At 67.8% G+C, this 23,277-nt stretch carries 11 protein-coding genes; 4 read left to right on the top strand and 7 right to left on the bottom strand.

The window, feature by feature from the left end:
* Positions 1–1,264: 1,264 nt before the first annotated feature.
* From TSB10P1A_RS07470 to TSB10P1A_RS07450, 5 genes are all read right to left on the bottom strand, one after another.
* Positions 1,265–2,863, bottom strand: a complete 1,599-nt coding sequence (locus TSB10P1A_RS07470; RefSeq protein ID WP_186387278.1) for a site-specific DNA-methyltransferase — start codon at positions 2,861–2,863, stop codon at positions 1,265–1,267.
* A 98-nt stretch (positions 2,864–2,961) separates the two neighbouring features.
* Positions 2,962–4,362, bottom strand: a complete 1,401-nt coding sequence (locus TSB10P1A_RS23935; protein WP_186387277.1) for a DUF930 domain-containing protein — start codon at positions 4,360–4,362, stop codon at positions 2,962–2,964.
* A gap of 720 nt (positions 4,363–5,082) precedes the next feature.
* Positions 5,083–7,113 (bottom strand): RNA polymerase sigma factor RpoD, encoded by a 2,031-nt coding sequence (gene rpoD, locus TSB10P1A_RS07460; RefSeq protein ID WP_186387276.1) that lies wholly within the window; start codon positions 7,111–7,113, stop codon positions 5,083–5,085.
* A 564-nt stretch (positions 7,114–7,677) separates the two neighbouring features.
* Positions 7,678–9,783, bottom strand: coding sequence for a DNA primase (gene dnaG, locus TSB10P1A_RS07455; protein WP_186387275.1), 2,106 nt, complete (start codon positions 9,781–9,783; stop codon positions 7,678–7,680).
* Between the two features lie 120 nt (positions 9,784–9,903).
* Complete coding sequence (locus TSB10P1A_RS07450; protein WP_186387274.1) at positions 9,904–10,359, bottom strand: GatB/YqeY domain-containing protein; 456 nt, start codon at positions 10,357–10,359, stop codon at positions 9,904–9,906.
* 243 nt (positions 10,360–10,602) lie between these two features.
* Between TSB10P1A_RS07450 and carA the strand changes: the two genes are divergently transcribed.
* Positions 10,603–11,814: a glutamine-hydrolyzing carbamoyl-phosphate synthase small subunit gene (gene carA / locus TSB10P1A_RS07445; RefSeq protein WP_186387273.1), complete on the top strand. Its 1,212-nt coding sequence runs from the start codon at positions 10,603–10,605 to the stop codon at positions 11,812–11,814.
* A 1,208-nt stretch (positions 11,815–13,022) separates the two neighbouring features.
* On the opposite strand, the gene TSB10P1A_RS07440 is transcribed toward carA, so the two are convergent.
* On the bottom strand, positions 13,023–13,475 hold the full coding sequence (locus TSB10P1A_RS07440; RefSeq protein WP_186387272.1) for a MerR family transcriptional regulator: 453 nt from the start codon (positions 13,473–13,475) through the stop codon (positions 13,023–13,025).
* Positions 13,476–13,951: 476 nt separating this feature from the next.
* Positions 13,952–14,995: an AraC family transcriptional regulator gene (locus TSB10P1A_RS07435; protein ID WP_186387271.1), complete on the bottom strand. Its 1,044-nt coding sequence runs from the start codon at positions 14,993–14,995 to the stop codon at positions 13,952–13,954.
* A gap of 300 nt (positions 14,996–15,295) precedes the next feature.
* Here TSB10P1A_RS07435 and TSB10P1A_RS07430 point away from each other — a divergent pair, with 300 nt between their 5' ends.
* The 3 genes from TSB10P1A_RS07430 (at position 15,296) to greA (ending at position 19,785) form a co-directional block, all read left to right on the top strand.
* Entirely contained in the window at positions 15,296–15,640 is a 345-nt protein-coding gene (locus TSB10P1A_RS07430; protein WP_244293022.1) for a helix-turn-helix transcriptional regulator, read from the top strand.
* A 166-nt stretch (positions 15,641–15,806) separates the two neighbouring features.
* On the top strand, positions 15,807–19,121 hold the full coding sequence (carB, locus tag TSB10P1A_RS07425) for a carbamoyl-phosphate synthase large subunit (protein ID WP_186387270.1): 3,315 nt from the start codon (positions 15,807–15,809) through the stop codon (positions 19,119–19,121).
* A 190-nt stretch (positions 19,122–19,311) separates the two neighbouring features.
* A complete protein-coding gene (greA, locus tag TSB10P1A_RS07420; RefSeq protein ID WP_186387269.1) occupies positions 19,312–19,785 on the top strand; it encodes a transcription elongation factor GreA in 474 nt (157 codons plus the stop codon).
* Positions 19,786–23,277 lie beyond the last annotated feature (3,492 nt).

The raw sequence follows: 23,277 nt of genomic DNA, 5'->3' as shown, positions 1-23,277 counted from the left end.
GCTGAGGGGGCCATTGGTTCCCGGTTCGCGCTCACGCGCGACCGGGATGACCTCCGTGGGGGAGGCACGGCCACGCCCCACCCTCGGAGGTCACCCCGGCCGCAGGCGAAGCCGGAGAGCCGGGGGCTATTCGTTCCCAGAGCGGCAGAGGCGGCACTCCGCACCCGCGTTGCGTCCTCCCGCGCGCGAGGCCCTCCTTTCCCGCTCCCGGCAGCATCCCCTTTTCTGCGCGCCCTCCCGCTCCGCCCTCTCCTTTCGTCATCCCGGGCAAGGCGAAGCCGCGACCCGGGACCGGCGAGCCAAGAGCCTCTCGGCCACGCTCCCGAACGACGCCACACCCACCGTGCCTCCCCGGTTCCGGGTCTCGCGATGCTCGCCCGGAATGACGCGGGGAGAGATCAAGTGCGACAAGCATCCGCTGAGGGGGCCATTGGTTCCCGGTTCGCGCTCACGCGCGACCGGGATGACCTCCGTGGGGGAGGCACGGCCACGCCCCACCCTCGGAGGTCACCCCGGCCGCAGGCGAAGCCGGAGCGCCGGGGGCTATTCGTTCCCAGAGCGGCCGAAACAGCACTCCGCACCCGCGTTGCGTCCTCCCGCTCCGCCCCCTCCTCGCGTCCTCCCGGACGGCGCGCGAGCGCCGAGCCGGGACCGGCGAGCCGAGAGCCTCTCGGCCGCGCGCCCGAACGACGCCGCACCCACCGTGCCTCCCCGGTTCCGGGTCTCGCGATGCTCGCCCGGAATGACGCGGGGAGAGATCAAGTGCGACAAACATCCGCTGAGGGGGCCATTGGTTCCCGGTTCGCGCTCACGCGCGACCGGGATGACCTCCGTGGGGGAGGCACGGCCACGCCCCACCCTCGGAGGTCACCCCGGCCGCAGGCGAAGCCGGAGCGCCGGGGGCTATTCGTTCCCAGAGCGGCCGAAACAGCACTCCGCACCCGCGTTGCGTCCTCCCGCGCGCGAGGGCCTCCTTTCCCGCTCCCGGCAGCATCCCCTTTTCTGCGCGTCCTCCCGCTCCGCCCTCTCCTTTCGTCATCCCGGGCAAGGCGAAGCCGCGACCCGGGACCGGCGAGCCGAGAGCCTCTCGGCCCCGCGCCCGAACGACGCCACACCCACCGTGCCTCCCCGGTTCCGGGTCTTCGGCCTGCGGCCTCGCCCGGAATGACGCCGGGAGAGGCAGGCGCGAAGGGAACGGCACATCGGCAGCACATCGGCAGCACCACGACAGACAGCGAGGACGCCCACGCATGGCGGCGCGGCCTCACAGGTCGAGGGAGGTCTGTCCCTGCTGCTTCTCCTTGGGCGCCTTCTTGAAGGCGGACGAGTCGACGGCCGGCAGGCGCGGCACTTCCCGGTGTTCGAGGATCCCCTCGATGGTCAGGATCTGGAGGCGCGGAACCCGCCCGAACGCGGTGTCGGCGAAGCCGGCGGCGGCGGCCTCGGCGATCATCGGCTTGGTCGGCGGGGTCAGCGTCACGAACAGGCCGACCAGCGCCTTTTCCCGCTCGATGACGCTCTTGAGCTTGTGGATCTGGTCGACCGAGACGCCCCCGCCCTTGACCTCGACGATCGCCTTGTCGGTGCGGTTCTTCTCGGTGCGCATGTAGACGATGCCGTCGATGCCGGTGTCCGCGCCCTTCTTGCCGCCGCGAAAGGGCTGCGCGTCGGGGATGAGCGAGATCGCCCATTTCTCGAATTCGTGCTTGTCGCGGGCGGCGAGATCGCGCGCCGCGCCGATGTCCTTGGGCACGCCATAGGTGGTGAAGCGGGCGTCCGTGCCGAAGGCGTCGCGCAGCCGCCGCTCGATCAGCGAGATGGCGAGATGGGTGACGTCGATGCCGATCCAGGCGCGCCCGAGCTTCTGCGCCGCATGCACGGTGGTGCCGCAGCCGCAAAAGGGATCGAGCACCACATCGCCCGGATTGGACGAGGCGGAAACGATCCGCTCCAGCAGCGCCACGGGTTTCTGGGTCGGATAGCCGAGGCGTTCCTGGGCTTGGGAATTGATTGGAGGGATGTCGGTCCAGACACTGCTGATTGGCGTGCCCTTCATCTCGTCCAGATAGCGTTTGTATCTCGGAGCACCGGACTTTGTATAAATGATCCTACCCTGATCATGCATTGACTGCATTTTTTCTTTCGTCCACCTCCAAACTTTTGTTACCCCCATCCACTCGTACGTTAAATTTGGCCGATCTGGGTTCGGATTTGTACAGTCTCCCAGAGTATATCTTCTTCCAGTTTCTTCTTCAATATTTCCATAATGAGATTTAATGTAATCATCGGAATGAGGTAGATATTGCGGATTCCAAGTAAAATCACCACTCTTTCTATAGTAAAAAATAACATCATGCGAGGAACTAAATCTCGTGAAAGCATGAGCTTTCGTATTCGTTCTCTGCCATACGACCTCGTTTTCAAACTGGCGCGCCCCAAAGATCGCATCCAGCAGGATCTTGAGATAGTGGCTGGCTGTAGGGTCGCAATGCAGATAGAGGCTGCCGGTCGGCTTCAGCACCCGGTGCAGTTCGATGAGGCGGATCGCCATCATCGCGAGATAGGCCATCATGGCGTTCTCGCCGAGAAAGCCGCGCATCGCCTCCAGCATGCGCGCCGCCTCGCTGTTCGGCCCTTTCAGCACCTGCCAATAGGCATCCTCGGCGGTCTCGCCCCATTGCCAGGTGTCGTCGAAGGCCTCGATCTGCGACTGGCTCTGCGCCCCGTCCGGCGCCTTGAACAGCACGTTGTAGGTGGCGTTGGAGTTGAACGGCGGGTCGAGATAGACAAGATCGACGCTCTCGTCGGCGACATGGTCGCGCAGCACGCCGAGATTGTCGCCATAATAGAGCTTGTTGGTCATCCGCCACTTTCCCAGCCGCCCCGAATTCCGTTGCGGCCGCACGGGATTCGCACCGCCGCCAGACTGTCCCGCGCCCGCCGATGATGCAAGCCCTCGCCTCAATTCCTCGGGAAGCCGCGGGCCGACCAGTCCGAACGCGGCACCGGCGCGCCGACGCGGAAGGTGAAGCGCTCGACGCGGGTCACCTGCGTGTTCAATTCGCAGCGGAAGGCAAGGTCGTACCACTGGCCGCCGGCGCGGAAGGCCGCCCGGCGCGGCTCCAGCACCGTGCCGCTCTCCAGCCGGAACGAGGGCAGAAGGTCGGCATGATAGGGGGGCGTCGCGACCCTCAGTTGCGCCCGCAACTCGGTCATGCACAACAGGTCGACACGGGCCGCGTGCGGCATGCCGTTCATCGCCGTGCGCATGCGCGGATCGTCGGAAATCTCGCGCGAGAACAGGCGTGTTGCCGTCGTACCGCCGGCCAGATCCCCGGCCAGATCTCCGGAAAGCCCGCCACCGGCGCCCCTGCCGGGGCGGGCGAAGTCCAGCCCGCCGGAGCCCGGCGTCGTCGCGGCGATGGCCCGTGCCACCGCCTCGGCCCGCGCGCGGGGATCGGCGGGCGCCTCGGCAAGGCGGGCGATCTCCTCCGGCTTTGCCCGTGGCAGGCCGATGCCCTCGCCGATCACGTCGCCGATCTCGTCACCTGGTGCCGCCAGCGTCTCGGGCACCTCGACATCCGTCGCTGTCTCCGTCTCGGTGCGGCCCGGATCGGTCAGCGCCGCCACCTCCGTCTCTGTCTCCGTCTCTGTCTCCGGCTCCGGCTGCTCAGCCGGCTGGTCGACCGTCTCGTCGGCCGTCTCCATCTCCGGCGCGGCGGCCTCCTCTTGCGGCGCGCCCTCGCCAGCCTGCTCGCCAGCCTGCTCACCAGTCTCAGTGCCAGCCTCAGTGTCAGTCCCGGCGGGCGCCTCGTCCGCCTGCGCTTCCCCGCCTGCGTCGGGCGTGGGCTCGCTGGGAGGGTCGGTGCTCTCGCGCGCGGCGATCTCGCCGTCCCGCTCAGCGCCGCCGCTGTCCTCCTCGGCGAATTCGGTGACGGGGATGAGCACGCGCGGCGCCGCGGCCGTCTCCGACTGGGGGAGGGGCGGCTCCTGCGGCTCGGGCGGCGTCTCCGCGGCCGGTTGCTCCTCCTGCTCCGCGTCCTCGGCAGCCGGCTCCTCTGTGGGCTCCTCTTCCGGGGCGGGCGGGGGCGGCGGCTCGGCCTGCGCCCCCTCCTCCTCCGCCGGTTGATCCTCGTCCCGCGCGGGCGGCGGCGGGGCGACCAGCACCACCTCGATCGGCTCGTCGGTGACGGGCGGCAGCACGCGCGCCGCCTCCGGGCCGAGCAACACCCATGCGGCAATCGCCCCGTGCAGCAGCAGCGACAGGGCAAGGCCGGCGCCGATCCGCCCGCGCCCGGCCGGCCCCTCGCCCGGTTGCCTCGCGGTCTCGCCGGGGGCGAGTTCGGCCGCGACATCCGGCATAGCGGCGGGCGCGGCAGGAGACACAACAGGGGACACGGCGGGCGGCGCGGGCACGGCGTCGCCCGCCCGCTCGCCCGGCGGCGAGGGGAAAAACCCCGGCTCCTCAGTGTCGCTCGGCTGTCTCAGGGTCGGGCCCCGTCTCTCCGGTTGGTGGGTCGGGCCGCGTGTGTCGCCCGCCCGCTGCTACGCCTACCCCAGCTTCGGGGAAAAAGGGAGGCGGCAAACGCGCGCCGCCCCGCTCTCGCGCGAGCGTGATCGATGGTACGCCCCTCCCTGCGTCCTCCCGGACGGCGCGCAGCGCCGAGCCGGGCGGCGAGCCGAGGGCCTATGGGGCGCGCTCCCGGCCGTCCCCACACCCGCCGTGGCTCGCCGGTTCCGGATCTCGCGATGCCCGTCCGGGGAGACGCGGGGAAAGGTCGAGTGCGACAAACCTCCGCTCAGGGTGCCAATGGTTCCCGGTTCGCGCTCACGCGCGACCGGGACGACATCCGAGAGGGAGGCGAGACCACACATCCTCTCGGCCGTCACCCCGGCCGCAGGCGAAGCCGGAGAGCCGGATGGGGGCCGTCCACCCCAACGGGGGCGATTGCTCGCCAGAGCGGGAGCGAGGACGCCCCAAACGACAGGGCCCGGCGTTGCCGCCGGGCCCCAAAGCCATCCCCAGAACCATCCCCAGACCCCCCGAAGGGTCGTCCTTCCGCGCCGGAAAACGCCGCGCGCCTAGCTGTCGAGGAACGAGCGCAGCTTGCGCGAGCGCGAGGGGTGCTTGAGCTTCCTCAGCGCCTTCGCCTCGATCTGGCGGATACGTTCGCGCGTCACCGAGAACTGCTGGCCGACTTCCTCCAGCGTGTGGTCGGTGTTCATGCCGATGCCGAAGCGCATGCGCAGCACGCGCTCCTCGCGCGGGGTGAGCGAGGCCAGCACCCGCGTCGTCGTCTCGCGCAGGTTCGACTGGATCGCCGCGTCGATCGGCAGCACCGCGTTCTTGTCCTCGATGAAGTCGCCGAGGTGGCTGTCTTCCTCGTCGCCGATCGGCGTTTCGAGCGAGATCGGCTCCTTGGCGATCTTCAGCACCTTGCGGACCTTTTCCAGCGGCATCTGCAGCTTTTCGGCCAGCTCTTCCGGGGTCGGCTCGCGGCCGATCTCGTGCAGCATCTGGCGCGAGGTGCGCACGATCTTGTTGATCGTCTCGATCATGTGCACCGGGATGCGGATCGTGCGGGCCTGGTCGGCGATCGAGCGGGTGATCGCCTGCCGGATCCACCATGTCGCATAGGTGGAGAACTTGTAGCCGCGCCGGTACTCGAACTTGTCGACCGCCTTCATCAGGCCGATATTGCCCTCCTGGATCAGGTCCAGGAACTGCAGGCCGCGGTTGGTGTATTTCTTGGCGATGGAGATGACGAGGCGCAGGTTCGCCTCCACCATCTCCTTCTTGGCGATGCGCGCCTCGCGCTCGCCCTTCTGCACCATCGAGACGATGCGGCGGAACTCGGCCGTCTCCAGGCCGGTCTCCGAGGCAAGGCTCTGGATCTCCTGGCGCAGCTCGCGGATCGTTTCCTTCTCCTGGGCGACGAAGTTCTTCCAGCCCTTGGAGGCAAGGTTGGCGACCTTGCGGATCCAGTTCGGGTCCAGCTCGTTGCCCTGATACTGCTTCAGGAAGTCGCCGCGGTCGACGCCGTGGCTGTCGGCAAGGCGCAGCAACCGCCCCTCATAGCCCATCAGCCGCTTGTTGATGTCGTAGAGCTGGGCGACCAGCGCGTCGATGCGCTGCTGGTTCAGCGACAGGCTCTTGACGTCGACGACGATGTCTTCCTTCAGCTTCTTGTAGCGGCGCTCCTGGGAGGGCGACAGGGTCTTGTTGGCGAGCTTGTTCTCGACGAGCTGGTCCTGCAGCCGGCGCAGCTTCTTGTAGTCGTCGGCGATGCGGTCGAAGGTCTCCAGCACCTTCGGCTTCAGCTCGGCCTCCATCGCGGAGAGCGAGATGTTCGCCTCGAACTCGTCGTCCTCCTCGCCGTCGCCCTCGCCCTCGGTCTCGCCGGAGGCTTCGGCCTCGCCCGCCGGGCGGCCGCCCTCGCGGGCGGTGTCCTCGCGGGCCGCGCCGGGGGCGCCGGCGGTGCCGCCCTCGGCAGTGCTCTCCTCCTCGCTCTCCTCGGCATCGTCGCCGCGGAAGTCGGGGCCGGCATAGGTCGCCTCGAGATCGATGATGTCGCGCAGCAGGACCTTGCCCTCGTTGAGCTCGTCCCGCCAGATGATGATGGCCTGGAAGGTCAGCGGGCTCTCGCAGAGCCCGGCGATCATCGCCTCGCGGCCGGCCTCGATGCGCTTGGCGATGGCGATCTCGCCTTCGCGCGACAACAGCTCGACCGAGCCCATCTCGCGCAGATACATGCGCACGGGGTCGTCGGTGCGGTCGGTCGGCTCCTTCGCCGTGGTCTTGGCGACCGCGGTCGGGCTCGCCTCGACGATCTCGCCGCCCTGGTCGTCCGCCTGGGCCTCCTCGGCCTCTTCTTCCTCGATGACGTTGATGCCCATGTCGGACAGCATCGCCATCGTGTCCTCGATCTGCTCGGAGGTGACCTCCTCGGACGGGAGCACCTCGTTGAGCTCCTCATAGGTCACATAGCCGCGCTTCTTGGCGAGCTTGATCATCCGCTTGACCGCGGCATCGGAGAGATCGAGAAGCGGACCGTCGGAGGTCTCGGTCGCGGGTTCCTGGGTCTCTTCCGCCTGCGTCGATTTGGCTGCCATTGCTGTCTCCGGCCCCGCCGGCCCTGCGGCCTGGCGCTGTCGTTCGTGGTCTGTCGTTCGTCTCGCTCAGTGCCCGCCCTGCGGGCCCGGCTCCGCTTTCCGCGCCTATCGCGCCCGGAAAGCCGGAGGACCGGCTGAGTCATTCATGTCGCGGCGGAATACCGGATCCCGTGCCGGCCACGGCCTTTCGGCCATGCGGATCCCCTGCCCGCGACGCGCCGCCACGCCGGGGGGGACAGAAAGCCAGTCTTAGTCGCTGTCCGTTAAGTGCCACTTAACCCTGCAAACCGGTTCGACAAGACCAGACACCGGCCTGGCCGAAAAGCGCCTGACGCTCCGGCCATCCGGTTCCACGCGGGATCTCGGCAGGCAAAATGATTTCATGCCGCCATGTCGGCTCCCTGTCACGGCTTGCGACCCCCTTGTCCTGGGACCGGGTCTGCGTGGCTGGCCTGGCGCGGCTCTGGATGCTGCCTGAAGTGCTTATGTAGCGCAAAGGTCCGGATTCGCAAGAGTGATTCGTTGGCCGTCAACCAAAGAGCGTCTGCGATCCACAGGCTCGCATCAGCCGCCGGCGGCCGCCCCTTGCGCTATCGCCGCGCGTGCGCGCGCCGCCGCCCCCGCCGGCGTGGCGGCGACCGGGCGGGCCGAGCGGAACACCTTGCCCCGTTCGGCAATCTCCTGCTCGATGCGGGCGCATTCCTCGCGCCGGCGGGCAAGGTCCTGCGACTGGGCGCGGATGCGCTCCCAGTCCGCCTCGTCGAGCCCGTCGCCGAGCGCCGCCAGTTCCGCATCGAGATCCTGCTCCAGCGCGCGCAGTTCCAGCACGTCGAGAGTGTGGCAGAACAGGTCCTCGATGAACTCCGCCGGCGGCTCGTGCCGCAGGATCGGCAGCCGCTGCAACAGATCGTGGAAGCGGGCGACCATCCGCCGCCCCCCGCCCGAGCCACTGCCCGAGCCACTGCCCGCGCCGCCGCCTGAGCCACTGCCCGCCTCCTCCGGCCCGTCCAGCGCCTCGGACAGGATCTGGAAGAAGCGCGTGTCCAGCGTCTCGAAGAAGCCGCTCACCGGCACGTCCTGCAGCTCGGTGGCGATGCGGCACAATTCGTCGCGAAAGCGCGCATGCAGCATGTCGCCGAACTGCGCCTGCGCCAGCCGCTCCACATGCCGCTCCAGCAGTTCGGGATATTTCAGGCACAGCCCGCACAGCATCCGCTCATGGCCGAACATCGAGCTTTCCGGCAGATCCGAGCCGCGCGCCTGGCCGGACGGCACCTGCTGGAATGCCCCACCCTGTCCGAAAGCCTGTCCGAAATTCTGGCCGCCCTGCGCCCCGCCCTGGCCGAAGTTCTGGCCGAAGTTCTGGCCGCGCGCGGCCCGCGCCTGCCGGTAGAACAGGTTGGACAGCCGCAGCCGGATGTCGAGCTGGTAGCCGCGCCGCACCCGCTCGTCGGCGATGGTGCGCACCAGGTCGTCGAGGCTCTTTTCCAGCGCCGCGCGCCGCTCCGGCGTGTCGATGCGCGCCGCGTCCACCTCGCGCGACCACAACACGTCGATCAGCGGCTGCGAGCCCGCCAGCGCCTTGGTGAAGGCGGCAAGCCCGCCTTGCGCGATCAGGTCGTCCGGATCCTTGCCGTCGGGCAGGAAGACGAAGCTGAAGGAATGGCCGCTGCGCAGCCCCGGCAGGATGCGGTCGACCGCCCGGTGCGCGGCGGCGATGCCGGCCGCATCACCGTCGAAGCAGATCACCGGTTCGGGCGCCAGCCGCCACAGCCGGCCGACCTGCTCCTCGGTAAAGGCGGTGCCGAGCGCGGCGACCACATTGCCCATGCCGGCCTGGGCGATGGCGATGGCGTCCATATAGCCTTCCACCACCACCGCCTGGCCGCTGCGGTGGGCCGGCTCGCGGGCGCGGTGGAAGTTGAAGACCATCATGCCCTTGTGGAAGAGCGGGGTCTCGGGCGAGTTGAGATATTTCGGCTGGCCGTCCGGGTCGAGCGTGCGCCCGCCAAAGGCGATCACCCGGCCGCGCTCGTCCTGGATCGGGATCATCAGCCGGTTGCGGAAGCGGTCATAGGTCGGCCGCCCGTCGTCCGGGCGGATCACCAGCCCGGCCTCCACCATCGAGGCCTCGTCGACGCCCTTGCCGATCAGATGCCGCTTCAATGCGTCGCGCCCGTTCGGGGCGAAGCCGATGCGGAACTCGCGCACTGTCTCCGGGCGCAGCCGGCGGCGGGCGACATAATCGCGCGCCTGCTCGCCGCCGCTCATCGCCAGCGCGTCCTGGAAGAAGCGCGCCGCCATCTCGCAGATTTCCGCAAGGCTGGCGCGCTCGGCCGCGCGCGCCGCCGCCTGCGGATCGGGCGCCGGCAGCGCCACGCCCGCCTGCTCGGCCAGCCGCTCCACCGCCTCGGGAAAGGCCAGCCCCTCCGTCTCGGTCAGGAAGCGGAAATGATCGCCCGAGGCGCCGCAGCCGAAGCACTTGTAGCGGCCGCGCCGGTCGTCGACATGGAAGCTCGGGGTCTTTTCCTGGTGGAACGGGCAGCAGGCCCAGAAGTCGCCGCGCGCCGGCTGCGACTTGCGCCGGTCCCAGCTCACCCGCCGCGCCACCACCTCCGACAACGGCACTCGGGCACGAATCTCGTCGAGGAGACCGGGGGAAAATCGCATGGGCTACGGGCTTTCGACAGCGGCATCGCCGGCGCGCGGCCCCTTTCGGGGCGGCTGCGCCAGCCTTCAGGATCAAGGTAGGACAGACCGGCGGAAAATTCCACCGGCGCGGAGGCGCGCCTATTCGCTGCGCAGCAGATCCTTGACCATGCAGCTCGCCCGCACGAAGTCCATCTGCCCCGGATAGCGTTCCTTCAGCGCGCTCATGCAGCGGCCCATGTCGCGCAGGCCCCGCGCGTTGATGTCGCGCACCACGTCCTCGCAGGCGTTCTGCATTGCCCGCTCGTCGAACTGGGGCGGCAGGAATTCCTGGATGATCGCCATCTCCTCGCGCTCCTCGGCGGCAAGGTCGATCTGGCCCGCCTCCTCGTAGTCGCGGGCCGAACCCTCGCGCTGGCGCAGCATCTTGTTGAGGATCTCGCGGATCTCCGTGTCCGGCACGACGTCGTGACCGAGCTCGCGGCAGCGGGCATCGCGGTCGCGGATCGCCACCTGCACCAGCCTCAGCGTCGCCGCCCGCCGCTTGTCGTCGTTCTCCACGGCGTCCTGCAACGCCGCATCGATCCTCTCACGCATGCTCTGCCCTGTCGCTTGCCCGGGACGGAAGCGCGGAAACTTTCCTCAAAGCTTCGGCTCCACTGCCGGACACCTCGTCCATCTCGTTGATTTTCAAGGATTATTTTTATAAAGTCAGTCAGTTGACCCTCACGCGCGCTTCCCCTAGAGTGCCGCGCGAGCCGCACCGTTGACAGCCGAGCCCCGCTCCGTCAAGGCGCGCTCAGCGAAATCATGTCATCGAACCGATCGGGAAAGCAAGATATGACGACCGCCGACGTCTGGTCCGCGCCGCCGACCACGGCCGTTCTCGTCCTGGCCGACGGCACAGTGATCGAGGGCCAGGGCTTCGGCGCCACCGGCCAGGCCTGTGCCGAAGTCTGCTTCAACACCGCCCTCACCGGCTATGAGGAGATCCTCACCGATCCCTCCTATGCCGGGCAGATCGTCACTTTCACCTTTCCGCATATCGGAAATGTGGGGACGAACGAGGAAGATGTCGAGACCGTCAACATGGCCTCGGCCTCCGGCGTGCGCGGGGCGATCGTCCGCGCCGACGTCACCGAGCCGGCCAATTACCGCGCCTCCCGGCATTTCGATGCCTGGTTGAAGGCGCGCGGCATCATCGGCCTGTCGGGCATCGACACCCGCGCCCTCACCGCCCTGATCCGCGAGACCGGCGCCGCCAATGCGGTGATCGCCCATGATCCGGACGGCAAGTTCGACATCGAGGCACTTAAGCTTGCCGCCCGCAACTGGCCGGGTCTCGTCGGCATGGACCTTGCCAAGGACGTCACCTCCTCGCAGAGCTACGGCTGGACGCAGACCCCCTGGGTCTGGGACCAGGGCTATGGGAAGCGCGAGGGCGGTGAATTCAACGTCGTCGCCATCGACTACGGCATCAAGCGCAACATCCTGCGGCTTCTGACCGATGCCGGCTGCAAGGTGACGGTGCTGCCCGCCGATGCGAGCGCTGAGGATGTGCTGTCGCGCAAGCCCGACGGCATCTTCCTGTCCAACGGTCCGGGCGATCCGGCGGCGACCGGCGAATATGCCGTGCCGGTGATCCGCGATCTGGTCGCGAGCGGCCTGCCGGTCTTCGGCATCTGCCTCGGCCATCAGATGCTGGCGCTCGCCCTTGGCGGCGACACCATGAAGATGCATCAGGGCCATCACGGCGCCAATCATCCGGTCTTCGACCGCACCACCGGCAAGGTCGAGATCACCTCGATGAACCACGGCTTCGCGGTCGATGCCAAGAGCCTGCCGGAGGCGGTCGAGGAGACCCATGTCTCGCTGTTCGACGGCTCCAATTGCGGGTTGCGGCTCAAGGACAGGCCGGTCTTCTCGGTGCAGTACCACCCGGAAGCCTCGCCCGGCCCGCGCGACAGCCATTACCTGTTCCGCCGCTTCACCAACCTGATGCGCGCCCGCGCCGGCACCCCGGCGATCCCGGAAAAGGACGCCGCCGCCTGACCGGCGCATCGCGGCCCCTCATCTGACTGCATCAAACGCACGCCACGCCGCCCGCCCCCGCGGGCGGCGTTTTCTTTTGCTCCGGGGAGACGTCTTCGTGCTCCTGCTCACCCCGGCGGATACTGGATACCTGCCTTCGCAGGTATGACAGCCGGGCGGTGGCAACGCGCTCCCGCCTCACGCCTGCCGAGGGCACCAATGGATCCCGGATCTTCGGCCTTCGGCCTCGTCCGGGACGACGTCCGAGAGGGAGGCATGGCCGAGACGACAGCCGGTGAGACTGGCAAAGACCCGGCGCCCCCTCCGAGGTCACCCCGGCCGCGCGCAAGCGCAGAGCCGGGGGCCATTGGCTGCCAGAGCGGTGGCGAGGACGCGCCCGCACGAACCCCACGCTCAGCCTGTCGTCCCGGTTTCGGCGCAGCCGAAGACCGGGACCCAGTAACCACAGGTCGCGCGGATCGAGCCGTGACGGTGCCACAGGGTCACCGACGGCCGCCGGAACGCCGGAGGCGGCTAGTTTCACGCCACCACCAGCCCCGGCGGATACTGGATGCCTGCCTTCGCAGGCATGACAGCCGTTGAGGTGGCGATGCGCTCCCGCCTCACGCCTGCCAAGGGCACCAATGGATCCCGGATCTTCGGCCTTCGGCCTCGTCCGGGACGACGTCCGAGAGGGAGGCATGGCCGAGACGACAGCCGGTGAGACTGGCAAAGACCCCGCGCCCCCTCCGAGGTCACCCCGGCCGCGCGCAAGCGCAGAGCCGGGGGCCATTGGCTGCCAGAGCGGTGGCGAGGACGCGCCCGCACGAACCCCACGCTCAGCCTGTCGTCCCGGTTTCGGCGCAGCCGAAGACCGAAGACCCAGTAACCACAGGTCGCGCGGATCGAGCCGTGACGGTGCCACAGGGTCACCGACGGCCGCCGGAACGCCGGAGGCGGCTAGCTTCACGCCACCACCAGCCCCGGCGGATACTGGATGCCTGCCTTCGCAGGCATGACAGCCGTTGAGGTGGCGATGCGCTCCCGTCTCGCGCCTGCCGAGGGCGCCAATGGTTCCCGGGTCGCGGCTTCGTCTTGCCCGTGATGACCGCGGACAGGGGGAGCGGCCGGGATGACGTCGGACCGCAACACCCCCCAAAAAGCAAAAACGCCGCCCGGCATCCCGGACGGCGCTGCTTGTCTCGATCGCAGGGCGCGCGGCCCCTTGGTCACGCCTGCGGATTGGCCTCGATCAGCCCGTCGAGCGCGGCGAGGACATCCGTGGTCTCCTTCGCCTGATCCCTGATCTGGGCGAGTTGCTCGTTCAGCAGCTCTTCCTGGCGCGCGCACATCTCGCGCAGGGCGCGAAGCTGCGACATGCGGCCGGTCTTGCCTTCCAGAAGCGCGATCACCTCGCGAATCTCGACCAGGGTCAGACCGATCCGCTTGGCCTGCAGGATCACCTTCATCCGCCCGATCTCGCGGGCGCCGTAGAAGCGGCGCGCGCCCTTGCGCTCCGGGCGCAGCAAGGCCTTTTCCTCGTAGAAGCGCAGCGCCCGCAGGGTGACGCCGAAGGTTTCGGCCATCTCGGCGATGGAGAGCCGCGCCTCGTTCTTGCCGTCGATCTGGATCGGACCTGCAAGGTCCGGTCCGAACGCAGAAGTTCTGGAGAGTTCCGTCATTTCACTTTCCATAGGTCCCGATCGAATGGCGCGGCCCGGAACGCGCACAACGGCGCAAACTATGCCACCACCTTTCCGTCACGACCTTCTCCCTACGTGCCAATCTTTTATCCTTACGTTCGTTTCGAGAAAAAAACGTCAGGCACCTGTTCCAGGCGAAGAGGTCACGAGAAAGCCTGCCCTCCGGCACAACGGCAACAAACGTAATATCACTATCCGATACCTGCTGAATAATCGGGCTGATCTTTACAACAACAGGTATTATGCAAAGTCATACAAATGAAGGACATAAGAAAACAAACCGGCATCCGAAATTCAGGAAAATCGTTTCTCCAGAAGAGATCCTTTAGGACGAAAGTATATATGTGAAACGACAGAGCCGGCGGGCGGTTCGCCCCGCGCACCGCGGGCGTTCTGCCTGCCCCCGCGACCTCTCCCAAGACCTGGCCCGTGTCGTTACGGCAGATGCCGCCGGATCAGCCCACCAGGGCGCCGCGCCGGCACTCGCTCGGCGGCCGGCCGAACCAGCGCCGCGCCGCCCGCGAGAAATTGCCCACCGCCGAGAAGCCGAGCCGGAAGGCGATCTCGGAGATCGGCAGCTCGGTCTGGGCCAGGTAGTCGGCGGCCATGCGGCGGCGCACCCCGTCATGCAGGGCCTGGAAGCTCGTGTCCCGTTCGGCCAGCCGGCGCTGCAGCGCCCTGACGCTGATCGCCATGTCGCGGGCGACTTCCGCGATCGTCAGCAGCGGATCGGCGATCCGCTCGGCAATGGCATCGTTGACCATCGCCACGAAGTCCTCCGCCCGCCGCCGGTCGTCGAGCCGGCGTCGGTTCAATTCGCACAGGGCGGCGAACAGGTCGTCGTCGCGCAAGGGATTGGCCCCGCGTCCGCCGGCGATTCGGAAGCGCAGGCTGTTGCGCGGCCCGCCGAAGCGCACCGGCACCCCGTAGAACAGGTCGTGCAGCCCGACATTGAGCGGGCGCGCGCGCCCAAGGCGCACCGCCAGCGGCTGCACCGTGCCGCCGCCGATGCGCATCAGCCGGGTGAACACCTTGCTGGCCACCCGGTCGTGCAACTGGTCGCAGCGCACCAGTTCCGGCGAGAAGCCGAAGGCGACCTCCGCCTCCTCGCCGTCGAACTCGACCCGGATCTCGGCGGCATCGACGACGATGCGCGTGAAGCGGGCGCTGGTCTCCAGCGCCGTGCGGAAGTCCGGGGCGTGGCGCAGCGCCAGCGACACCGTGTCCTCCGGTCCGGGGCCGAGCGAGCGGGTCCAGCCGAGGCCGAACGTATCGTCGCCGGCCAGCCGGCTCGCCGTCTCCAGCGCGCTGTTATGGGCGCGCAGGCTGATATAGCCGCCCAGCGAGGCGCTGACGGGGTCCCGGTCCAGTCCACTCTCGCGCAGCACCGCGTCGAAGGGAACGCCGCGCAGCCGGCAGTAATCCGCAAGGCCGATCTGGGCGCGGGAATGAATGAGAAGCGTATCCGCCGAGGCGGCCACATCGTATCTCACCAGCATTTCGGCAACGATCCGTCCAGGGAGACCGGCAGGCTGCGCCGGTAGGGCAGGATCCGGGGGCCGGACCGCCGCGGATAGTATATGAAACGATCGCGATTATGGAAGCTCGCGTCGGACGCGTCCCGATCAGGGTAAACGCGCTGATTGCCGTTTGACTTTTGCGCGCCCGCGTCACATCAAGTCGGGCGCAAAGGTTGCGCTTCAGGCGCGGCGTTTTCCACCGCAAACGCCACGCTCGAAACGCCACACTCGAAACGCAACACCCGGCGCAAGACCAACGCGAACCCGACGAGACGGCCCATGGCGCCCCCCCGCGAAGATCGCTCCCCGACCGCTCCCTCGATGACGCCCGAACTGTTCCGCAAGTGGCGCAAGTCGCTCGGGCTGAAGCAGAAGGACGCCGCCGAGGTGCTCGGCCTCAAGAAGCGGATGATCCAGTATTACGAGAAGGGCGACCGCAACGGCCGTCCCGTCGAGATCCCCAAGGCGGTGCGCCTCGCCTGCTTTGCGCTCTCCGCCGGCATCGCCGATTTCGACGGCCTCGCACCGGTTCCGGCGCCGCTCGGCGCCCCCCTTCGCGCCGCCCTTCCGCCCGCCTCGTCCGCCGCGGCGTCTCCCGCCTCCGAGCCGGCCGTCGGCGCGTGACCGCACGCCCCCGCGCCAGGAGCTGGAAACATCGCGCGGATGGGGTTTCGCCTCCCGCGCTTTTTGCCTATAAGGCGCGCTCAGCCGTAGATTTCACCCATCAAGTCGCCAGCGACCGGATCCCGCCCGTGCGGGGGAGCCGGCGAAGGCCAGCCGCGAGCCCAGTATGCCCAGACGCACAGACATCTCCTCGATCCTGATCATCGGCGCCGGGCCGATCATCATCGGCCAGGCCTGCGAGTTCGATTACTCGGGAACCCAGGCCTGCAAGGCGCTGCGCGAGGAAGGCTATCGGGTCATCCTGGTGAACTCCAATCCGGCGACGATCATGACCGATCCGGATCTCGCCGATGCCACCTATATCGAGCCGATCACGCCCGAGATCGTCGCCATGATCATCGAGAAGGAGCGCCCGGACGCGCTGCTGCCGACGATGGGCGGCCAGACCGCGCTGAACTGCGCCCTGTCCCTGAAGAAGATGGGCGTGCTGGAGAAATACGGCGTCGAGATGATCGGCGCCACCGCCGAGGCCATCGACAAGGCCGAGGACCGCGAGCTGTTCCGCCTGGCGATGGAGAAGATCGGCCTGGAGACGCCGCGCTCGCGTCTCGCCCATTCGCTGGGCGAAGCGCTCGACGCGCTCGACGACATCGGCCTGCCGGCGATCATCCGCCCCTCCTTCACCCTCGGCGGCACCGGCGGCGGCATCGCCTACAACCGCGAGGAATATCTCGACATCATCGAGCGCGGCCTCGACGCCTCGCCGACCACCGAGGTCCTGGTCGAGGAATCGGTGATCGGCTGGAAGGAATACGAGATGGAGGTGGTCCGCGACCGCGCGGACAACTGCATCATCATCTGCTCCATCGAGAACATCGACCCGATGGGCGTGCATACCGGTGATTCCATCACTGTCGCGCCGGCGCTGACGCTGACCGACAAGGAATACCAGATCATGCGCGACGCCAGCCTTGCGGTGCTGCGCGAGATCGGCGTCGAGACCGGCGGCTCCAACGTCCAGTTCGCGGTCAATCCGCAGAACGGCCGCCTCATCGTCATCGAGATGAACCCGCGCGTCTCGCGCTCCTCCGCGCTCGCCTCCAAGGCGACCGGCTTCCCGATCGCCAAGGTCGCGGCGAAGCTCGCCATCGGCTACACGCTGGACGAGCTCGAGAACGACATCACCGGCGGCGCCACCCCGGCCTCGTTCGAGCCGTCGATCGACTATGTCGTCACCAAGATCCCGCGCTTCGCCTTCGAGAAGTTCCCCGGCGCCGAGCCGACCCTGACCACCGCCATGAAGTCGGTCGGCGAGGTCATGGCCATCGGCCGGACCTTCGCCGAGAGCCTGCAGAAGGCGCTGCGGGGCCTGGAGACCGGCCTCACCGGCCTCGACGAGGTCGAGATCCCCGGCCTTGGCCAGAACGACGACAAGAACGCCATCCGCGCCGCGCTCGCCTCGCCGACGCCGGACCGCCTGCTCAAATGCGCCCAGGCCTTCCGCCTCGGCACCGACATCGACCAGGTCTACCGCTCCTGCCACATCGACCCGTGGTTCCTGCGCCAGCTCAAGGCCATCGTCGACACCGAGGAGAAGGTGCGCGCCCACGGCCTGCCGGACACTGCGGTCGCCATGCGCGGCCTCAAGGCGATGGGCTTTTCCGATGCGCGCCTTGCCTCGCTCGCCGGTCTCGACGAGGCCGACGTCAAGGCGCTGCGCGGCAAGCTCGACGTGCACCCGGTCTACAAGCGCATCGACACCTGCGCTGCCGAATTCGCCTCGCCGACCGCCTATATGTACTCCACCTACGAGACGCCGTTTGCCGGCAAGCTCGCCGACGAGGCGCGGCCGAGCGACAGGAAGAAGGTGGTGATCCTCGGCGGCGGGCCGAACCGGATCGGCCAGGGCATCGAGTTCGACTATTGCTGCTGCCATGCCGCCTTCGCGCTGCAGGATGCCGGCTTCGAGACCATCATGGTCAACTGCAACCCGGAGACCGTCTCCACCGACTACGACACCTCGGACCGGCTGTATTTCGAGCCGCTGACCGCCGAGGACGTGCTGGAGATCCTGCGCACCGAGCAGACCAACGGCACGCTGCACGGCGTCATCGTCCAGTTCGGCGGCCAGACGCCGCTGAAGCTCGCCCAGGCCCTGGTCGAGGCCGACGTGCCGATCCTCGGCACCGCCCCGGACATGATCGACCTTGCCGAGGACCGCGACCGCTTCCAGAAGCTGCTGCACCGCCAGGGCCTGAAGCAGCCGCAGAACGGCATCGCCTATTCGGTCGAGCAGAGCCGGCTGATCGTCGCCGAGCTCGGCCTGCCGCTGGTCGTGCGCCCGTCCTATGTGCTCGGCGGCCGCGCCATGCAGATCATCCGCGACGAGGACGCGCTCAACGCCTATCTGCTCGGCACCCTGCCCGAGCTGGTGCCGGCCGACGTGCGCGCCAAGTATCCGAACGACAAGACCGGCCAGATCAACACGGTGCTCGGCAAGAACCCGCTGCTGTTCGACCGCTATCTCGACGGCGCCATCGAGGTCGATGTTGACGCGCTCGCCGACGGCAAGGACGTCTTCGTCTGCGGCATCATGGAGCATATCGAGGAGGCCGGCATTCACTCGGGCGACAGCGCCTGCTCGCTGCCGCCCTATTCGCTCTCCGAGGAGATGGTGGCCGAGCTCACCCGCCAGACCGAGGTGCTGGCGAAGGCGCTGGCCGTCGGCGGCCTGATGAACGTCCAATACGCCATCAAGGACGGCGAGATCTTCGTGCTGGAGGTCAACCCGCGCGCCTCGCGCACCGTGCCCTTCGTCGCCAAGACCGTCGGCGTGCCGATCGCCAAGATCGCCGCGCGGGTGATGGCCGGCGAGCCGCTCGCCTCCTTCGGCCTGAAGAGCGAGACGCTCGACCATGTCGCGGTCAAGGAGGCGGTGTTCCCCTTCGCCCGCTTCCCCGGCGTCGACACGGTGCTTGGCCCGGAGATGCGCTCCACCGGCGAGGTGATGGGCCTCAACGGCACGTTCGAGGTGGCCTTCGCCAAGTCGCAGCTCGGCTCCGGCACGCGCGTGCCGACCAGCGGCACCGTCTTCGTCTCGGTGCGCGATGCCGACAAGGAGCGGGTGCTCGATCCGATCCGCCGCCTGGCGCGCATCGGCTTCCGCATCATCGCCACCCACGGCACCCAGAGCTTCCTGGAGAAGCAGGGTATTTCCTGCGACAAGGTGAACAAGGTGCTTGAAGGCCGGCCGCACATCGTCGATGCTATCAAGAACGGGGAAGTCCAGCTCGTCTTCAACACGACCGAAGGCGCCCAGGCTCTCTCCGACAGCAGGTCGCTGCGCCGCGCGGCCCTGCTGCACAAGGTGCCGTATTACACGACCTTGGCTGGTGCGATCGCGGCCGCAAAGGGGATCGAGGCCTATGCCTCGGGCAACCTTGAAGTGGTTCCGTTGCAGGCCTACTTCACGAAGGCCTGAAATCACGAGGGCCTGAAATCACGAGGGTATAACTCCGGGTCTGAATGGCTCTGAGTCTGAGTGAGTTCAGGCACGAGTGACTCCGGACCTGAGTCTTGTGAGCGTTCCGGCCGGGCCAAGCCCTGCCGGGCGTCATTTTTTTTGACGCGCGACGTCTGTGGGCGGCGCGAAGAAGAAGGGTCGAAGACCTATGGAAAAGGTTCCGATGACAAGCGCTGGCTATGCCATGCTCGAGAAGGAGCTGAAGCAGCGGATGTCGGAAGAGCGGCCGCGCATCATCCAGGCGATCTCCGAGGCGCGCGCCCATGGCGACCTGTCGGAGAACGCCGAGTATCACGCCGCCAAGGAACAGCAGAGCCTCAACGAGGGCCGCATCAGCGAGCTTGAGGACAAGCTCGGCCGCGCCGAGGTGATCGACGTCACCAAGCTGTCCGGCGACACGATCAAGTTCGGCGCCACGGTCACCCTCATCGACGAGGACACCGAGGAAGAGAAGAAGTACATGATCGTCGGCGATGTCGAGGCGGACGTGAAGCTCGGCCGCATCTCAATCTCCTCGCCCATCGCCCGCGCGCTGATCGGCAAGGCCGTCGGCGACAGCGTCGAGGTCACCGCGCCCGGCGGCGCCCGCGCCTACGAGATCATCAACGTCACCTTCGGCTGATCCGCGGCTCGACTGATCCGCGCGCGTCTGTCCCGCGGCTCGGCTGATCCGCGGTTCGCCTGATCCGCGCGCGTCTGTCCCGCGCTCGCCTGTTCCGCGGCTCGGCCGCATCACCGGTTGCCGGTCGGGCTCCCTGTCCGATCGGCGGTTCGGTGGTTTGTCCGATCGGCGGAGCGGTGGCTTGGCTGACCGGCAGTTCGGCTGATCCGCAGTTCGGTGGTTTGTCTGATCTTCTGGCCGCCTGATCTCCTGATTGTCCGCATGACCGGTTGCCTGCCGGACTGCCCGCCAGATCGGCTGATCGCCCGTTTGTCCGATCGGCCGACCGCAGTTCGTCTGATCCGCAGTTCGTCTGATCCGCGGCTCGTCTGATCCGCGGCTCGTCCGCATGACCGGTTGTCCGCCGGGCTGCTCTTCAGATCGGCGGCTCGGTGGTTTGTCCGATTGGCTGATCAGCTCATCGGCTGGCTCACTGAGCGTCCGCCTCCTCCGCGCACCGCCCTCTCTCTTCGTCGTCCCGGTCAAGCGGAGCGCAGAACCGGGACCGGCGAGCCACGGCGCTTGCGGCTTTTGCCAAGGCCGATCACCGGCGCCCTTTGGCTCTCCGATCCCGGCTCGGCGCGATGCGCCGTCCGGGAGGATGCCCGCGGGGGCTGAGCGTGAGAACGACGATTGAAGGGCTGCGGCGGGATCACGCCGGCGGCCTCGCAACCCCATCGCAGCCGCTCTGGAAACGAATGGACCCCGGATCTCCGGCTGCGCCTGCGTCCGGGGTGACCTCGGAGAGGGAGGCGTGGCCTTGCGCTCGCTCAACCACCGCTCCGCTCGCGCCTCGCCAGCCGCCGCCCTGTCGAGCAAGGATGCCGAGCAGGGATGCCGAGCCACCGCCCGAAAGGCCGCCGAGCCCTCCTCCCCCTCGGCCGTCGTCCCGGCCAAGCGAAGCGCAGAGCCGGGATCCATTGGCAACCCCGGCAGGCGTGAGACGGCAGGTGCGCCCGCTCGTCATCGCGGGCGGCCCTTCTTCCGGTGCTCGGCCTCTCGTCCGCCACCTCCGGCACGGCCCCTCCTTTCGGTCACGCGGCGCCGGCCCCTTGCAAAAAGCGCCTGGGGGATAAATCCGGAACCCGCGCCCTTGCGGCCGCCTTCCTGGCGCGACCGGAACCGAGACAGGAAGCGCCTTCGCCACCCGCTCCCGCCCCTGCGGACGGCTTGCCGCACGGCCGATGGCCGATCCCGGAACCGGTCGCGATGCAGGCGCGCCGGGTGTCCGACAGGACGAGCCGTCCGACCCGTTCGGGGCCGCCGTCTCAATTTTCGCGGATTTCGAGAACGATTTTTGCAAAATTCTTATCGAAATTTGCGCGCGCAAAGCAGCTCGATTAGGCCAATTATTTCAAATGCCTAAGACCGAAAACCCGAACAGCTTCGCGAAATTCTCGAGACTCGCCTCTCACTCTCGTTTTGCCGCTATCCCCGCCCGCGCCGCCTCCGCCCATCCCGCCTTGTCCCCCCGCCCGTCGTCGTCTCGGGCAAGCGGAGCGCGGCCTGGAGCCGGCGCCCCCGCCGGGGATAACCGCCGGATGGCGGCCGGCACGAGGCGGGACGGCGTCGCCCCCTCCTGCCGCTGTCACGCCTGCGCCGGCAGACGTCCGGACGCCGCCGGGGCGGGCGGCATCGCCAGGCGGAAAGTCGCCCGCCGTCTGGCGGCACACAACCGGCCGGCGTGGGAGGAAAGAGCACTCGCCACCGGTCCCGTCCTGCCGCCCCTTCTTGCAGCGCCTCCGGGAACCGCCCTTCTTCCGCCGCCCCCTGGCACCGCCCCTCCTTCGTCATTCCGGGCAAGGCGCAGCCGCGACCCGGAACCGGCGAGCCACGGCGCTTGCCGCCCTGCCGAGCCCGCCACCGACGCCCTCGGCTCTCCGATCCCGGCTCGGCGCGATGCGCCGTCCGGGAGGACGCCCGCGGGGGCTGAGCGTGAGAACGACGATTGAAGGGCTGCGGCGGGATCACGCCGGCGGCCTCGCAGCCATCACGGCCGCTCTGGGAACGAATGGACCCCGGATCTCCGGCTGCGCCTGCGTCCGGGGGGACGATGGAGAGGAGGTCAGGCCACGCGTCACCAGGCGTCCGCCGCTCCGCTCGCGCCTCGCCAGCCGACGCCCTCTCGAACAAGGTTGCCGAGCAAGGATGTCGAGCAACAATGCCGAGCCACCACCCGAGAGGCCGCCGAGCCCGCCTCCCCCTCGGCCGTCGTCCCGGCCAAGCGAAGCGCGAGCCGGGATCCAGAGGCAACCTCAGCAGGCGTGAGACGGCAGGCTGCGCGTCGCCCACGTCATCGCGGGCAACCATTTTTTCGGCTCGCGGCCGCTTTTCCGCCGCCCCTGGCACCGCCCTCTCTCTTCGTCATTCCGGGCAAGGCGCAGCCGCGACCCGGAACCGGCGAGCCACGGCGCTTGCCGCTTTTACCAAGGCCGATCACCGGCGCCCTCGGCTCTCCGATCCCGGCTCGGCGCGATGCGCCGTCCGGGAGGGCGCCCGCGGGGGCTGAGCGTGAGAACGACGATTGAAGGGCTGCGGCGGGATCACGCCGGCAGGCTCGCAGCCATCACGGCCGCTCTGGGAACGAATGGACCCCGGATCTCCGGCTTCGCCTGCGTCCGGGGGGACGATGGAGAGGGTGGCAAGACTACGCGTCACCAGCCATCCGCCGCTCCGCTCACGCCTCGCCGGCCGCCGCCTGTCGACCAAGGATGTCGAACAAGGCTGCCAAGCAACGATGCCGAGCGACCACCGAGAGGCCGCCGAGCCCGCCTCCCCCTCGGCCGTCGTCCCGGCCAAGCGAAGCGCGAGCCGGGAACCATTGGCACCCCCGGCAGGCGTGAGAGGGACGCGCGCCGCCCACACGCTCCCGTCATTCCGGACGGCCTACGGTGCAGCCGCATGGCCAGATCCGGAATCCAGCGTATCATTTGCCCCGAAGGCGCTATCTTTTCTCCGCGTATTTCGTTCTAACATTTTTGTTTATATAAGAATTCAGTCCACTTCCGCGATCTGCCAAACGCTTCATCGCCTCTACATGATGGCGCCCAGCGCTAGCATATGTATAAATATACTCATGACCATCATGAAATTTAACAATTATACGATCATCCGCATAGTCATATGAAATAATTCCAGATTCACCACTCAAATTACGATATCTCTTCATAATAAATCTCCCTCATCAAATAAATCGGGAGTATCTTCGTCCCTTCGCTTGCTGAGCCCTTCTCCTTGGTGAAGACAGGGATGCTTGACCTTCGCAAGATCTTTCGACCCCTCAAAATGCACCCACCCGCCTTTTGGCATATGGACACTAATGATCGAGGCTCCACACGCCGGACATTCGTGACGATAACTACTCTTCTTCGGCTCGGAAGAATCCGAGATCAAAATCCAACAAGCCTTCACATGTGTAACACGACCGCCTGCAAGGTGGCGAGGGTGAGGCCT

The sequence above is a fragment of the Stappia sp. TSB10P1A genome, assembly GCF_900185725.1.
Taxonomy (GTDB): Bacteria; Pseudomonadota; Alphaproteobacteria; order Rhizobiales; family Stappiaceae; genus Stappia.
Note: the sequence above shows the minus strand (reverse complement) of the source record. Positions and strands in the feature narration are given on the sequence as shown.

Bases quoted from the DNA above. Each gene is read 5' to 3' on its own strand.
- greA (WP_186387269.1), top strand. From the start codon at position 19,312: ATGGAAAAGGTTCCGATGACAAGCGCTGGCTATGCCATGCTCGAGAAG.
- TSB10P1A_RS07470 (WP_186387278.1), bottom strand. From the start codon at position 2,863: ATGACCAACAAGCTCTATTATGGCGACAATCTCGGCGTGCTGCGCGAC.
- rpoD (WP_186387276.1), bottom strand. From the start codon at position 7,113: ATGGCAGCCAAATCGACGCAGGCGGAAGAGACCCAGGAACCCGCGACC.
- TSB10P1A_RS07430 (WP_244293022.1), top strand. From the start codon at position 15,296: ATGGCGCCCCCCCGCGAAGATCGCTCCCCGACCGCTCCCTCGATGACG.
- TSB10P1A_RS23935 (WP_186387277.1), bottom strand. From the start codon at position 4,362: ATGCCGGATGTCGCGGCCGAACTCGCCCCCGGCGAGACCGCGAGGCAA.
- carA (WP_186387273.1), top strand. From the start codon at position 10,603: ATGACGACCGCCGACGTCTGGTCCGCGCCGCCGACCACGGCCGTTCTC.
- dnaG (WP_186387275.1), bottom strand. From the start codon at position 9,783: ATGCGATTTTCCCCCGGTCTCCTCGACGAGATTCGTGCCCGAGTGCCG.
- TSB10P1A_RS07440 (WP_186387272.1), bottom strand. From the start codon at position 13,475: ATGACGGAACTCTCCAGAACTTCTGCGTTCGGACCGGACCTTGCAGGT.
- carB (WP_186387270.1), top strand. From the start codon at position 15,807: ATGCCCAGACGCACAGACATCTCCTCGATCCTGATCATCGGCGCCGGG.
- TSB10P1A_RS07450 (WP_186387274.1), bottom strand. From the start codon at position 10,359: ATGCGTGAGAGGATCGATGCGGCGTTGCAGGACGCCGTGGAGAACGAC.
- TSB10P1A_RS07435 (WP_186387271.1), bottom strand. From the start codon at position 14,995: ATGCTGGTGAGATACGATGTGGCCGCCTCGGCGGATACGCTTCTCATT.